Here is a 13,013-nt window from a genome sequence, read left to right as displayed (position 1 = left end):
CTCTCGTCGTGCGTCAGCTTCTCGCGCATTAGTTGTGCAGCCGTTATCCGAACGGTGAAATTGCCGTGAAACCAAATTTTGCCGATAGGCAAGTTTATTTGTTTTAGGCAATAAGACGATTTCGGATAGGCGAGCAACGAAGCGCTAGCCTTTTGGTTCGTTTTTGGGCAAACAACGTTCGGCAGAGCGAAGCGGAGCCAATGCCAAAATGAACATAAAAGAAAGGGCAATAATCTTCAATTGCACATAGCATAAAAAAACAGAATAAATAAAATTTAAACTAACACTTATATTCCTATATTTGTGAAATAGAAGAGATTTTGACCTGAGAAATACGGATAGCACACGCTATATATGCTGTAAGAGAACAAGAATACATATAACTGTCCCCTATGAAACTATCCAAAATACAGATGAAAGATATCACGGATAATGTAGATCCGTCTGCCATCAAAAATTTTATTGTCTCCGACAAATCGGTGTACATACCGCCTATGTCGTCCAATTTTCCGGTAGTCATAGACGGCATTGTCTTCGCCATTTGCATCAGCGGTAAGGCGAAGATAAAGATAAACTTCAAGGAGTACGATATGGGGAAAAATACCATTCTTACTATCCTGCCGAATTATGTGCTGGAAATCACCGAGCAGGACGAAGATACAATGACCGAGTTCCTGATTTTCTCTCCTGACTTTCTTACCGAGATGCCATCGACTACCAATTTCGATATTTCGATGAGCATTATCCAGTGCCCGTGCTTGACGCTTTCAGACGAAGAAATAGCTAAGTTGCTCGAATTCCACTCATTCATAGTAGCACAATATAAACGAAAGGATCATCCTTTCCGTATACAGATGGCAAAGGGGCTCTTATACGCCTTACTTACCGAAGTAGGGGCGATTTATTACAATAAACTGAAAGTACCCGAAATGGAAAAAGACATGAAGAGCGAAGCCAATTCGTATCAGAAAGAACAAGTCTTTTCTTTTTTCAAGCTCTTGCTTCATCATCACAAAAATGAGAAAACACTGCAATTCTATGCTGATAAAATGTGCCTGACGCCCAAATACCTATCTACGATCATAAAGGAACGAACGGGGCGCACAGCATTCTCTTGGATAAACGAAATACTGATTACATCGACCAAATATCTGCTGAAAACTACCGACATGACTATTCTGCAGATATCGGAAGAACTGAATTTTCCCAATGCCTCGTTTTTCGGGCGCTTCTTTAAGAAGCATACGGGAATGACGCCTGTACAGTACAGGGAAGACTGGTAAACAGAACTTTAAGATATTGAAAACTATAAAACTACAACAACTATGAACAAGTGTCCGAATTGCGACAGGGAACTAACAGACAATCTGGGTGTATGCGGCTACTGCAATTACAGCCTTCACGAGGGGCGGGTGATACGCTACGATGAAATGTATGCTGAAAAAAATGAATTGAAATGCCTGCGGTGTAATGTGAAACTATTCCTTTCGGGAAATTACAAGTTTCATGAGGGGATGCGCGTAGGATTTTTAGGCAATATTTTCGAGTCGGTTGGAAACAAGGAGAGTTTCGACCTCTACGTTTGCCCTAAATGCGGAAAAGTGGAGTTCTTCATACCTAAGGAGAAAGAATATTGAGCGTAGGTTGCATTTCATACGGCGATAAACTGTTTTAGTATGGGATTCTTTTCTATATCCTCATATCTTCTGACAGTAACGCCCAGTTTTTCGAACAATTTTCTCACCATAGGGTCTATATCGTTCACATATACTTCATTGATGCGCTTGGTCAGCAGCCATAGCGCAAGGTAATTGACGTCTTTTTTTACGATGATGTCTTTTTCTACTTCCATCACCGATTTGTTGTCTACATGCAGTACGATAATCGGTATCGTGTCCGAGTAGGCATCGTCAATCTTATCGTCTTTGAGTAATAGAGCTATTTTCATGGCTTTTATTATTTTTATGAATAATTTCCTTTCTGGCCCTTACTGTCCGAATACATTTCTATAGCAGTTTTGATATGCTCGGTCAACACCATAATGGCACGCCGGTCTATACGGACACCTGCATTCACTACATCATTGTTTCTTAGCATCGGCCGGTTGCGTCTTTGCATCACGACGATCGGTATTGTACCACTGGTAACATCGTCGATCTTTTCGTTCTTAGGGATCAATGTTGTTTTCATACCACCTTACTTTCACTTGTTTTTACTATACAAATGTAAAGTTCATCAATGAATTCGGTTGTGAAAAGCCCTATAGAGAGGATTAAATGTTCTGAAAGTCGGATTTAACGGTTTCAGGAAAAAAGGAGAGTGAGCTGACAGGTGAAAGATTACAGACAAAAATATACTTCTAACATAAAATTTGTTAATATAATATTTATGAGTTAAACGTTTAACTGATAAATATTATATTTGTTACCGATAGCCCGAAACACTAAATTATAATTTACTATATCTATGAAAAAACACATTCTGATTGTATTAAGTCCTTTATTTATTGCGACTTTTATTCTTTCTTTAATTTCCTGCACCGAAGATGCAGACGCAAAGAAACCTATGAAACTGACAAATCTCAAGATGCTGGCGCGTCTTACAGGAGAGCCTTTACCGAATGAGATAATACCCGCACCTAACAATACCATCCAGTACGATGTGTACGGTACCGATCTGGGTATCATGTGGCACATGGAAGGCAATAAGATAGGTATATTCTTTGGTGATACCAACGGTGAAGGATTTCGGGTGTTGACTAACGGCGGCGGCAATGGTGGCAACTGGCGTTCAAACTTCGTCGCTTTCTCTGAAGATACCGATCTCGAAGACGGTCTGACAATCAGCAGCATGGCATTGGATGAGGAGGGCAAAGCCCGCGAGATTTGCGCCGGAGCAAAGACAGGCGGAAGTGACAAGTATAATACATCGATACCTACGGGGGCTATCCGTGCCGATGGTGTGGACTATGTTCATTATATGAATATATACGAATGGGCGGGAGGTGCAGGCCGCTGGCTCACTAACTTTTCTTCTCTGTATGCATCGAAAGACGGCGGACAGACATGGGAACGGAAAAAGGAAGTAGAGTTCCACTCTGACAGCCATTTTTCGCAGGTTGCCTATGCTAAGAAAGACGGTTATGTGTATATGATAGGAACGCAGTCGGGCAGGGGAGATGCTGCTTATCTGGCACGATTCAAAGAAAAGGATATTCTAGACATGACTAAATATGAGTACTGGAACGGTGAAAACAATAAATGGGTGAAAGGTGATGAAGCTGCTGCCACGCCTGTTATCGAAGCGCCTGTCGGTGAAACATCTCTCATGTATCTGGAGAAGCAAAGGAGATGGATTATAACTTACCTGCTCGATCATGCATTTGACAAGAAAGCACCGCGCAAAGCGCATACGCTTGTCTACCGCGAATCGAAGGACCTGAAAGAGTGGTCGGATGTAAAGGTGATTGCTACCGATAAGGAGTATCCTAAGCTTTATTGCGCTTATATGCACCCGCTAAAAAATAACGGTGACAAGCTGTATTTCCTGATGTCGATGTGGCATCCGTATAATGTATTTTTGTTGTCGGCTGATATCGAGTTGGAGGATATTGGGGTGTAGGATGTATTTATTCAATAATATATTTTCTCGCAAGAAGTGAAGACGCTGGAAGTTTGTAGTATATCTCTGCGTCTTTGAGTTTTTGCGGGAAATTCTTTCGGACAGTGGACATATCAATATTTATCATATATTTGTACATCTATGCATCCAAAATTGAGGATATTGCATCAATAAAAGTAATAGTTCTCAAAAGCTGTATAACAAATTGTATTACTTTGCTTTATAACTATACGAATTGAATGTGTTTTTGGTTTTATATTATTTGTTCGTACAGATCTTTAGCAAATAATTAACACGACGGATATTAAAAAAATCAGCAGCAAGATAACTACCATTTCAAAAAGAAATAATAGGGATGAGGATTTTATACACAAAATATATGAGAATAAAGAATCTTAAAGATAAAAATGCTGATATTCGCAATAGTTTAAAATGCTTTATTATAGCTGTTTGTATGATTAATGTAAATAATTCCTTTTCACAGTCGGATACTTTGTTAATTGAGAAGCATCTGACCGCTATAACCAAGACGGACGGTTTCAGAAATTATGAAAATCTTCCTGTATTGCATCAGGTTGCCGACTATATTCATTCTGTTTTCAGCCGCTATGCTGATACCACTTATTTTCAGACATACAAAGTCGAAGGCGTGGAGTATAAGAATGTGGTCTGCCGCTTCGGCTCGGAAATTCAGAAGCCGTTGATAGTTGCCGGAGCACATTATGATGTTTGCGGCGAACAAGAAGGTGCAGACGATAATGCTTCTGGTGTTGTCGGCATCCTCGAGCTGGCGCGTATGCTTCACGGCAAGCAATTGAGCCGGCCCGTGGAACTGGTCGCTTATACACTGGAAGAACCTCCGTTTTTCCGCACGCCGCAAATGGGCAGTTATATACACGCACATAACCTCAAAAAGAATAATATCCCTGTTTATGGAATGGTGGCTTTGGAGATGATAGGCTATTTCAGTGAAGAAGGCGGATCGCAGGACTATCCGGTAAAGCCTATGAAACTTTTTTATGGCAGTAAGGGGAATTATATACTTTTGCTCAGGCGGAGCGGTTCGGGGGAGTTTGTGAACAATTTTTCATCGTGGTTCGATGATTCTGAAACAGTTAATACCAGAGGATTGAAAGCCCCTGCAAAGTTAGAGGGCGTTGACTTCTCCGATCACCTTAATTACTGGAAAATGGGATTCGACGCGCTTATGGTGACTAATACGGCTTTCTACCGCAACAAAAACTATCATCAGACCACCGATATAATGGCTACACTGGATATACAAAAGATGTCGGGTGTTATCGATGCCGTTTACTTTGCATTGATGAATATTGATAATGTGCGCCCGTCCAAGATAAGCAGAATGAAGAAAGGTAAGAAATAAACTTCTATAACCGTTTCTTTTTCAGCCAGCCGAATATAGTATCATACACATTTTTCCTGACGCTTTTTCCCGATAGCATAAGATCGTGCAATCCGCCGTCTATAGTCGAAATCTGCACTTTACCATTTATATTGCGCGCTATGCGGTCTATATCCTTTACATTGAGTATGGCGTCTCGTGTCGATACTTGTTTTTCATCTTTCATATTATCCACCGAATGTGCGGAATGAAGTACCAGTATGGGTCTAGGAATATGAAATACCTTTCTTAGTTGTTTTTGTCCAAGATGAATGGCACGCAGCCACCCGAGGTTTATCTTGGGGGCGACATTTGGTTTCCATTTCAGATCGTAGTTCCATTCGCCCCTGTATGATTTATGGATGCTTTTTCCGTACTCTTCACTAAATCCGCCTGCAATGGTCACATTTGGCATCAATCTCCCAAAAAAGGCGGCGATAGGTATAAAAAACTTCTCCAGCTTGCTCTGGTTGAAGTCGAAGAAGGGGCTGTTGAGTATAAGCGCATCGAACAAATTACTATCGGCATGGTCTTTGGCAAAAAGGGTGAGTATAAGTCCCCCTGTAGAATGTCCTAAAAGTACAATTTCATTATTACCTTCCGTACGGATAATATTAAGTGAGAGAAGTATCTCTTCGTAATAGTCCTTCAGATTGCGGATGTCGTTCAGCTTCTGGTTCGGCAAGTGCGATCGCCCGTATTTTCGCAGGTCTACAGCATAAAAGTTAAACCCGTTAACATTGAATTGCTCTGCCATTTCTGCCTGAAAGAAATAATCGTTGAAGCCATGCACATAGAATACGGCTTTCTGCGCCTTGTCTTCTGCCAGCCTGCGGACGAGGGTTGCCACAGTTTCCCCTTCGTAATCGTTTTTGAGTGGGAGGGTGCGCTGTTCGAATCCGTTGCCGAGTATATCCGCTGTGTATAGTTGAGTGGTCATATCGTTCCACTTATTTTATGATAAACTTCTAACATACAGGCTTTGTTCATATTGCTATTTCATATCATCAGTAATAGTAAATTCTGCCGAGACGTCGATTTTAGCATACTTGCATACGCGGTACTTGCCCGGCTTAAACCCCTGTACAATCAGTGATTTATGGAATCTGGTCGCAATAAGTGGTATGCGGAAAGTGATTGAAGTACCTTTAACCACAGGATTATCTGCCATAATAGGATCTCTCATCGACGGATAATAGTAGCGTTCCCAACCCATTTCGCCTACGGTTTCTATGTAGTAATGGTTATAGGGTGTAATCTCCATCGGCGAATTATTGGTAATGGTTACCGTGACCGAATCGGTGGACATATTGCATATTTCGGGCTCGATAGTCATCACATAATCGCCGTCGGAATGTTGCAACTGTATGTCTGATGTTGCTGTTTCGCCGTCGGTGATAATAAATTCGGCTGTTAGTATAGGCCTTATATCTTTCTTTATCCTGTATTTCCCGGATTCGAAGTTGTAGAATTCCTTCAGCAGGTAGGTGTCGCATGTGGCGGTACCTAGCGGAGGCACTATGTATGCTAAACTGTTGAACGCAATCGGGTATTGTGAGTCATATATTACTTCCTGCCATTTTCCGTCTTTAAGAGCCTCTAACGTATACTGTGCACCAAAATGGGATTCACTGGCCGTATTGTTGGTTATGAGCCCTTTAATTATCGTATCGTTCTGTGTATAAGTATCGGGCGACATAGTCATAGTAAAGGGCATCACTGCGGCTATGGTATCTGTCAATACAGCTTTTGGACTCCCTTTTCCGGCCTCTTTTTTGCAACTGTTAAACGTTAATAAAAGGAGAACAATAAGCCAGATAATATGTTGATTATATACGGGGCATTGTTTCATAAGCAATGGATTTTTGAGTTAATGTTGTCACACAAATGTACTAATAAATGCTTAAAAATCATGAATTTTCACATATACATGCCCGATGATAGTAAAAACTAATAAAAAGAATGTATTTTTAAAAAAGTTTAAACAAATTCTTAATTAAGAACATTTTTTATATAAAACCGAATTTCATAAATTTGTAAATAAAAACGTACTAACAATGGAAGCCCTGTTTTTTTCTATTCCGCTTATTCTCGTTATACTGGCGCTGTCGGTGTCGGTAGTAGGGCACATGAGTTCGAAGCGCAGGGGACTGAATAACCTCGATGTATATTTCAGAAAAGGTATTATCCTTTCCCTCATTGCTTTACTGACTATATCTGTATTGGTAGTAGGCAGTATCACACTTCCGTTGCCAACTGCAAACTAGAGCGGCTCATTGCGGTTATTATCGCATCTTTTCATTTTGCTGACTATCTGTAAGATAGTCTTTTTCTTTTTATACACGCGCGTTTTCCTGCTTCGTTATAAAAACAATACGAACATATTTTAATACTTTTACGGTTTGTATTGCTTTGTCGCAACAAAACATAAACTATCGTTGTTTTACTCATAAAATATATTGATACTTAACTAAAAAAGATAGAAAGATGAAATTATCGAAAGGTATTATCGCCGTTATCGTAATTGTAGTTCTCGGACTTATATTATTTATGTATGGCAAGTCGCTGCAGAACAATATGGTAGGAAAAGAAGAAGGGGTGACCTCGCAATGGGCGCAGGTTCAGAATGCTTATCAGCGTCGTGCAGACCTTGTACCGAACCTTGTGGCTACAGTGAAAGGGTATGCCACACACGAACAGGAAACACTGCAGGCAGTAGTAGAAGCTCGTGCAAAGGCTACCCAGATGAATGTTTCGGCCGACCAACTTACAGAAGAAAATATTCAGAAATACCAACAGGCTCAGGGACAACTGGGCGCAGCGCTCGGGCGTTTGCTGATGGTGCAGGAAAACTATCCCGACCTGAAAGCCAATACGAATTTCCTAGCTTTGCAGGATGAGCTTACGGGAACAGAAAACCGTATATCTACCGAGCGTAACAAGTTTAACGAGCGTGTAAGGGAATATAATTCATACATCCGCATGTTCCCTAAGAATATTTTTGCGGGTATGTTCGGATTCGAGAAGAAAGGATATTTCGAAGCTGATGCAGCGGCTCAGAGTGCGCCGAAAGTTGAGTTCTAATGAATAATTAAGAATTAATAATTCATCTCTTGAAAAGAGTAGCCGTTATATTATTTATCTGTTTCCTTGTAAGTTTTTCCTTACAGGCACAGGACGATCTGCCATCCCCTATGTCGCCACCGAGGCTGGTAAACGATTTTGCGCAGACCTTCAATGCTTCACAGAGCAACGAACTGGAACAGATACTACGCGCATATAACGACAGTACTTCAACACAGGTGTTTGTCGTTACCGTAAAAGACCTGCAGGGCTATGCCGTATCTGACTATGCCGCCCGTCTAGGCGAAAAGTGGGGCATAGGCCAGAAAGATAAGAATAACGGCGTGCTGATACTTATAAAGCCGCGTATAGGCAACGAGCGCGGACAGGTATTTATAGCAACAGGCTACGGGGTGGAGCATATACTTACCGATGCACGCACAGGACGTATTATCGACCAGTATATGATGCCTTACCTGCAGACAGGAGATTACTATAATGCAGCAAAGAGCGCAGTAATGGCAATAATCAAGTATCTGGCCGGAGAATTCCAGGCGGATGAAGATGACGGGGGAGATATGGCGGGTTCGCTGATATCGAATATTATATTGGCTATTATCATACTCATAATCCTATACATCTCATTCAAAAACGGCCGTAACGGTCCTTCATCCGGCGGACGCTCGCGCGGAGGCGGTTTTGGTGGCTTCGGCGGCTGGGGCGGCGGTCGTTCCGGTGGTGGCTGGAGTAGCGGAGGCGGCTTCGGCGGAGGTGGAGGCGGAAGCTTTGGCGGTGGCGGAGCAGGACGCAGTTTCTGATTATTTTTCGCATATAAGACATAAAAACAGGTACAAATAAGCTAATTTGTGCCTGTTTTTGTTTTAAATACCGTCATAATAAGTTATTTTTGTATGCGGAGGACGCCGGAATATAATAAAGAAGATTAACATAAACATATAAAACAGCCTCCTTTTGCTATTTATAAAATCATATTTTATTCCTTAACCTATTGATCTGATAATGCCTGTCGACAGAAATCAGATATTACAAATAATCAAAAAGAATTATGAAGAGCATTTTATTTTTCCTATCCGTCGGATTACTTCTGGTAACATTTTCCTGTAAAAAAGATAAAAACGATGTAAACAAAGCTATTGTTTACGATTTTACGAAACTTCCTAAGAGCGATACATTGTCTACCCACCTCGAAGATTCACTTTTGGACGTCATACTCGACCTGCCCGAGATGAAAGAGTTTTCTAAGCAGATAGAGAAGAAAACCGGAGGAAAACATGGGGCAGCAGCATACATGCTTCCTGAAGACAGCGATTCTATCTATATCGTTAATGTAGGGTTCAATGGTGAAGAAAAGTTTGAAACATCTTATGTTTTCCACATCGATAGAAAGACTTATAATATATCGGCCTTTCATCAGCAGTCGGGTAAAGTATATCCACTCGAAGACTGGCAGAAACGGCACAAAAAACTTCTTTCCGGAGATAATATGGCCTTTTTGGATTAAGGGAAAACGATCTCGGCAATTAAAAATAGACTTTTATGTACAGCTCAGAATTTTGTGATGTTTCTTACTTATCCGATTCGAATGTTGTTTTTGTAGAATGGAAAAATTTTTGCAAAGGCAATGATTATCGTCAACCGCTTCTGTATGCAATAGAAGTGATGAGAGCAAATAAAGATTGTCATTATATGGCAGATACCCGTCATGGCTTTGAAAATGAAGAAGCCGATACACTTTGGGTTTTTAATGAATTTATTCCTCTTGCGGCAACAACGGGATGTAAATATATCATCTTTATTATAGGTGAGAACAATAACTTAAAGGAGGAGCTTGAAGGGCAATCTGTTGAACTAAAAAAATATTTTGAGGTGAAAGCTTTTTTTAGTATTGAAGAAGCAAAAGAATTTCTGAAAAGTTAAAAGAAAAACAGTAACATTTTTCCTTATAATACTTTAACTTTGATGTGCATTTATCAAAAGTAAATCATCATCAAAAAACATCATACCATGAAATCAATAAAATTTGCTCTCGTAATCATTCTTGCATCCGTTGCATCCCTTTCCTTTGCACAAAATACTAAGCCGCTGCGACTGGCAGTTGCCGGACTTTCGCACGGGCATCTGTGGGAAGTAATCTCGCGCCTCGACAGGGGTGACTTCGTGATAGTTGGAATATCCGAACCGGATACTTCACTGTGGAACAACAAAAGACTGCTTGCCAAAGTAGATAAAAGCCTCTTCTTCAAGGATACGGGCGAGATGCTGGACAAGACCAAGCCTGAAGCCGTTATTGCATACGGAAGCATCTATGACCATCTGGGCGTAGTAGAAGCCTGTGCCCCGCGCGGAGTGCATGTAATGGTTGAGAAACCGCTTGCCACTACCGTGAAACAGGCAAACCGCATTGCAGAGCTTGCCCGAAAGCACAAAATAATGGTATTGACAAATTACGAAACCACATGGTATGCATCCAATCACAAGGCATATGACCTTGTGAAAAACGAAAATGCCGTAGGCCGCATATCGCGCATAAATGTATACGACGGGCATCAGGGGCCGAAAGAGATAGGTTGCGGCCCTGAATTCCTGCGCTGGCTTACCGATCCTGTATTGAACGGGGGAGGTGCGGTCATCGATTTCGGCTGCTATGGCGCTAATCTTTCCACATGGCTGATGAACGGGCAAAAACCTCTGAAAGTATCGGCTACACTGAAGCAACAAAAGCCGCAAGTATATCCTAAGGTGGACGATGATGCAACTATTATGCTCGAATATCCGAATACTACCGTGCTCATTATGGCATCGTGGAACTGGCCTATGAACCGTAAGGATATGCATATATACGGCGAAAAGGGTTATATCTATCAGGATAACGGAACCGATATGCGCATTTACAGGGATAAGAAAGAAGAGAAGATGAAAGCAGAAGCGCTGAAAGCGCCTTACAACGATTCGTTCTATTACCTTAAGGCCGCAGTAAGAGGCGAGATAGAGGTGAAGCCGACGGATTTATCATCGCTCGAAAACAACCTGATCGTAGTTGAAATACTCAATGCTGCTATCGAAAGCAACCGCACAGGCAAAGCTGTGAAACTATAATTATAAAAGAAAATGTGATACTGGCAGTTTACTTCTTTTTGCTGAAGTAGGCTGTCAGTATTTCTTTATATTTCTTGTCGCGGCGGATGTTATCGAAATCGTCGTCATCCTCGATGCGTTTCTTATCCAATACACCCATTTTTATTTCATATGGGTTGATAATGCTCTTTTCGAGCCATTTCAGAGCCTTATCCTTTTCTTTGGTAAGGGAATAGTAACAGGCCAGATTGTAGGCTGCAGACTGGCTGCCCTGCTGCTCGGCCTTTGTGTAAGATGCCACAAGATCTTTCCCGTACCTACTGAAATCTTTTTCTATCTTGCCTAGGCTGAGGCAGGCAAATCCCCTGCCGTGAAGGGCATCGATTGAGTTAGAATCCAACTCAAGCACTTTATTGTATTTGGCTATGGATTCTTTGTATAATGTCGAATCGTTTTTATCCATGGCCTGTTTCAGTAATGTTTGTGCCCATACCAGATAAGCCTGTATAAATTGCGGATCGGCATCGATTGCCTTTTGCAGCTTGTCGAAAGACTGCTGGTATATGCTGTCGTCTTTTTTCAGGTTGGCATAGAATATCAGCGCACCCGCCCATAGCCCGTATATTTCGGGCGAATCGGGTTTCATCTCCGTTGCTTTGGCAAACTTTTCGAAGCTGAGTTCGTATAATGCCGTGTCTGATTTTTTTTCGGCGCGCCTCATTGCGAGAAATCCCCATATGGTGTAAAGGTCGGCATGTGAGGGCGCTGCTTTTACGGCCTCTTCCATTATCGCCGCTATTTCTTCCATGCTTCCGCCTTCCTCTTCCTTGCCTATTGCCATGGCTGACAATGATTCGGCGCGGACTTTATTTTCCTGTGAATAGGATGAAATAGAATAAATTAGGAGAAGGATGAGAGTAAGTTGTTTCATAATTTATTATTGTATCTTAATTGTTTACTTCTTAATCATTTTTTTTAATGCTTTATCCAGTCCCTCACTTTTTAAGTCCCTTCCCTGGATAATTCCATTTTCATCAATCAGGAAGTTATCCGGAATACCGGACACACCATATATAAATCCGGCTGTATTACCGGAACTTTTTAATTCGGTTACATGAGTCCAATTTAAATTATTTTGTTCTATAGCTCTCAACCAATCTTCTTTCTTAATATCGAATGATACGGCAAATATCTCAAATCCATATTTATGATATTTTTCATACGTATTTTTAAGGGAAGGTATATCCTTTAAACAAGGTCCACACCAAGAAGCCCAAAATTCAAGTAATACTATTTTCCCTTGTAATTCTGAAAGCTTTCTTTGCTGTCCATTCGAATCCATCATCTCAAAATCGACAAATTTATCTCCTATTTTTAAATCTTTGTTTAATAGTAAATATTGTTCCACAACTTTGCCATCATCAGAATTCCTGACTCTGGGAGTAAGTTTGTTAAATAATTCAGTAGTTTTTTCTTTGCCAAATGTAGTAGCCATACCTGCAAGTGTATTTGCACTTGCAAGGCTGTCAGGATTAGCCTCAATTTGTTTAATATGTTTTTGGTTTCTTTCCGAGGCGCTCTCTTTCTTTTTACATGCCACTATAAAAGTGCCTATTACGCAGATACATATTAAGAGGAAAATTACTTTTTTCATTTTGGCCTTTATTATATTAATCTATGATGATATCCCTTTAAGATTTCGCCCTATGTATTGTTTTTGTTGTACCACCAAATTAAGCACAACAGTGGCAAAAATAACGAAATGTTTTTAACCCGTCCAACAATCGTTGAGTAAAATGATCGGTTTGTAGCCTAAAGAAAAGTTATTCTT

The 13,013-nt window shown here is 40.9% G+C and carries 16 protein-coding genes; 10 read left to right on the top strand and 6 right to left on the bottom strand.

The window, feature by feature from the left end; translation table 11 throughout:
• Positions 1 to 392 precede the first annotated feature (392 nt).
• Positions 393 to 1,283 carry an AraC family transcriptional regulator gene (locus K348_RS0101340; RefSeq protein ID WP_029902177.1) on the top strand — a complete coding sequence of 297 codons (891 nt, stop codon included), beginning with the start codon at positions 393 to 395 and terminating at the stop codon, positions 1,281 to 1,283.
• A 42-nt stretch (positions 1,284 to 1,325) separates the two neighbouring features.
• Positions 1,326 to 1,637, top strand: a complete 312-nt coding sequence (locus tag K348_RS0101335) for a hypothetical protein (protein ID WP_029902176.1) — start codon at positions 1,326 to 1,328, stop codon at positions 1,635 to 1,637.
• Positions 1,638 to 1,651: 14 nt separating this feature from the next.
• On the opposite strand, the gene K348_RS0101330 is transcribed toward K348_RS0101335, so the two are convergent.
• Together K348_RS0101330 and K348_RS0101325 are read right to left on the bottom strand one after the other, a co-directional pair.
• Entirely contained in the window at positions 1,652 to 1,948 is a 297-nt protein-coding gene (locus tag K348_RS0101330) for a hypothetical protein (RefSeq protein WP_029902174.1), read from the bottom strand.
• 14 nt (positions 1,949 to 1,962) lie between these two features.
• Entirely contained in the window at positions 1,963 to 2,190 is a 228-nt protein-coding gene (locus K348_RS0101325; protein ID WP_029902172.1) for a hypothetical protein, read from the bottom strand.
• 276 nt (positions 2,191 to 2,466) lie between these two features.
• On the opposite strand from K348_RS0101325, the gene K348_RS0101320 reads away from it, so the two are divergent.
• Positions 2,467 to 3,621: a DUF4185 domain-containing protein gene (locus K348_RS0101320; protein WP_051697485.1), complete on the top strand. Its 1,155-nt coding sequence runs from the start codon at positions 2,467 to 2,469 to the stop codon at positions 3,619 to 3,621.
• Positions 3,622 to 4,000: 379 nt separating this feature from the next.
• Positions 4,001 to 5,005 (top strand): M28 family peptidase, encoded by a 1,005-nt coding sequence (locus tag K348_RS0101315; RefSeq protein WP_051697483.1) that lies wholly within the window; start codon positions 4,001 to 4,003, stop codon positions 5,003 to 5,005.
• A gap of 4 nt (positions 5,006 to 5,009) precedes the next feature.
• On the opposite strand, the gene K348_RS0101310 is transcribed toward K348_RS0101315, so the two are convergent.
• Complete coding sequence (locus tag K348_RS0101310) at positions 5,010 to 5,963, bottom strand: alpha/beta hydrolase (RefSeq protein ID WP_029902166.1); 954 nt, start codon at positions 5,961 to 5,963, stop codon at positions 5,010 to 5,012.
• Positions 5,964 to 6,017: 54 nt separating this feature from the next.
• Positions 6,018 to 6,875 (bottom strand): immunoglobulin-like domain-containing protein, encoded by an 858-nt coding sequence (locus K348_RS0101305; protein ID WP_029902164.1) that lies wholly within the window; start codon positions 6,873 to 6,875, stop codon positions 6,018 to 6,020.
• A 205-nt stretch (positions 6,876 to 7,080) separates the two neighbouring features.
• Here K348_RS0101305 and K348_RS0101300 point away from each other — a divergent pair, with 205 nt between their 5' ends.
• From K348_RS0101300 to K348_RS0101275, 6 genes are all read left to right on the top strand, one after another.
• Positions 7,081 to 7,290, top strand: a complete 210-nt coding sequence (locus tag K348_RS0101300; RefSeq protein ID WP_029902161.1) for a hypothetical protein — start codon at positions 7,081 to 7,083, stop codon at positions 7,288 to 7,290.
• A gap of 220 nt (positions 7,291 to 7,510) precedes the next feature.
• On the top strand, positions 7,511 to 8,107 hold the full coding sequence (locus K348_RS0101295; protein WP_029902159.1) for a LemA family protein: 597 nt from the start codon (positions 7,511 to 7,513) through the stop codon (positions 8,105 to 8,107).
• A 29-nt stretch (positions 8,108 to 8,136) separates the two neighbouring features.
• Entirely contained in the window at positions 8,137 to 8,904 is a 768-nt protein-coding gene (locus K348_RS0101290) for a YgcG family protein (protein WP_029902157.1), read from the top strand.
• A 248-nt stretch (positions 8,905 to 9,152) separates the two neighbouring features.
• A complete protein-coding gene (locus K348_RS0101285) occupies positions 9,153 to 9,608 on the top strand; it encodes a hypothetical protein (protein WP_029902155.1) in 456 nt (151 codons plus the stop codon).
• Between the two features lie 35 nt (positions 9,609 to 9,643).
• Positions 9,644 to 10,024 (top strand): hypothetical protein, encoded by a 381-nt coding sequence (locus tag K348_RS0101280; protein ID WP_029902153.1) that lies wholly within the window; start codon positions 9,644 to 9,646, stop codon positions 10,022 to 10,024.
• Positions 10,025 to 10,111: 87 nt separating this feature from the next.
• Entirely contained in the window at positions 10,112 to 11,203 is a 1,092-nt protein-coding gene (locus K348_RS0101275) for a Gfo/Idh/MocA family protein (protein WP_029902151.1), read from the top strand.
• A gap of 28 nt (positions 11,204 to 11,231) precedes the next feature.
• On the opposite strand, the gene K348_RS0101270 is transcribed toward K348_RS0101275, so the two are convergent.
• Positions 11,232 to 12,113: a tetratricopeptide repeat protein gene (locus K348_RS0101270; protein ID WP_156032691.1), complete on the bottom strand. Its 882-nt coding sequence runs from the start codon at positions 12,111 to 12,113 to the stop codon at positions 11,232 to 11,234.
• Between the two features lie 24 nt (positions 12,114 to 12,137).
• A complete protein-coding gene (locus K348_RS0101265; protein ID WP_051697481.1) occupies positions 12,138 to 12,836 on the bottom strand; it encodes a peroxiredoxin in 699 nt (232 codons plus the stop codon).
• Positions 12,837 to 13,013: the final 177 nt, after the last annotated feature.

The organism is Prevotella sp. 10(H), assembly GCF_000711235.1.
In the GTDB taxonomy this organism is placed as follows: Bacteria; Bacteroidota; Bacteroidia; order Bacteroidales; family Dysgonomonadaceae; genus Dysgonomonas.
This window is presented reverse-complemented; position numbering and strand designations above follow the sequence as displayed.

What these genes read in the sequence shown, in the direction of transcription:
- K348_RS0101275 (WP_029902151.1), top strand. Translation starts at nt 10,112, where the DNA reads ATGAAATCAATAAAATTTGCTCTCGTAATCATTCTTGCATCCGTTGCA.
- K348_RS0101325 (WP_029902172.1), bottom strand. Translation starts at nt 2,190, where the DNA reads ATGAAAACAACATTGATCCCTAAGAACGAAAAGATCGACGATGTTACC.
- K348_RS0101315 (WP_051697483.1), top strand. Translation starts at nt 4,001, where the DNA reads ATGAGAATAAAGAATCTTAAAGATAAAAATGCTGATATTCGCAATAGT.
- K348_RS0101340 (WP_029902177.1), top strand. Translation starts at nt 393, where the DNA reads ATGAAACTATCCAAAATACAGATGAAAGATATCACGGATAATGTAGAT.
- K348_RS0101330 (WP_029902174.1), bottom strand. Translation starts at nt 1,948, where the DNA reads ATGAAAATAGCTCTATTACTCAAAGACGATAAGATTGACGATGCCTAC.
- K348_RS0101310 (WP_029902166.1), bottom strand. Translation starts at nt 5,963, where the DNA reads ATGACCACTCAACTATACACAGCGGATATACTCGGCAACGGATTCGAA.
- K348_RS0101335 (WP_029902176.1), top strand. Translation starts at nt 1,326, where the DNA reads ATGAACAAGTGTCCGAATTGCGACAGGGAACTAACAGACAATCTGGGT.
- K348_RS0101285 (WP_029902155.1), top strand. Translation starts at nt 9,153, where the DNA reads ATGAAGAGCATTTTATTTTTCCTATCCGTCGGATTACTTCTGGTAACA.
- K348_RS0101300 (WP_029902161.1), top strand. Translation starts at nt 7,081, where the DNA reads ATGGAAGCCCTGTTTTTTTCTATTCCGCTTATTCTCGTTATACTGGCG.
- K348_RS0101280 (WP_029902153.1), top strand. Translation starts at nt 9,644, where the DNA reads ATGTACAGCTCAGAATTTTGTGATGTTTCTTACTTATCCGATTCGAAT.
- K348_RS0101305 (WP_029902164.1), bottom strand. Translation starts at nt 6,875, where the DNA reads ATGAAACAATGCCCCGTATATAATCAACATATTATCTGGCTTATTGTT.
- K348_RS0101295 (WP_029902159.1), top strand. Translation starts at nt 7,511, where the DNA reads ATGAAATTATCGAAAGGTATTATCGCCGTTATCGTAATTGTAGTTCTC.
- K348_RS0101320 (WP_051697485.1), top strand. Translation starts at nt 2,467, where the DNA reads ATGAAAAAACACATTCTGATTGTATTAAGTCCTTTATTTATTGCGACT.
- K348_RS0101265 (WP_051697481.1), bottom strand. Translation starts at nt 12,836, where the DNA reads ATGAAAAAAGTAATTTTCCTCTTAATATGTATCTGCGTAATAGGCACT.
- K348_RS0101270 (WP_156032691.1), bottom strand. Translation starts at nt 12,113, where the DNA reads ATGAAACAACTTACTCTCATCCTTCTCCTAATTTATTCTATTTCATCC.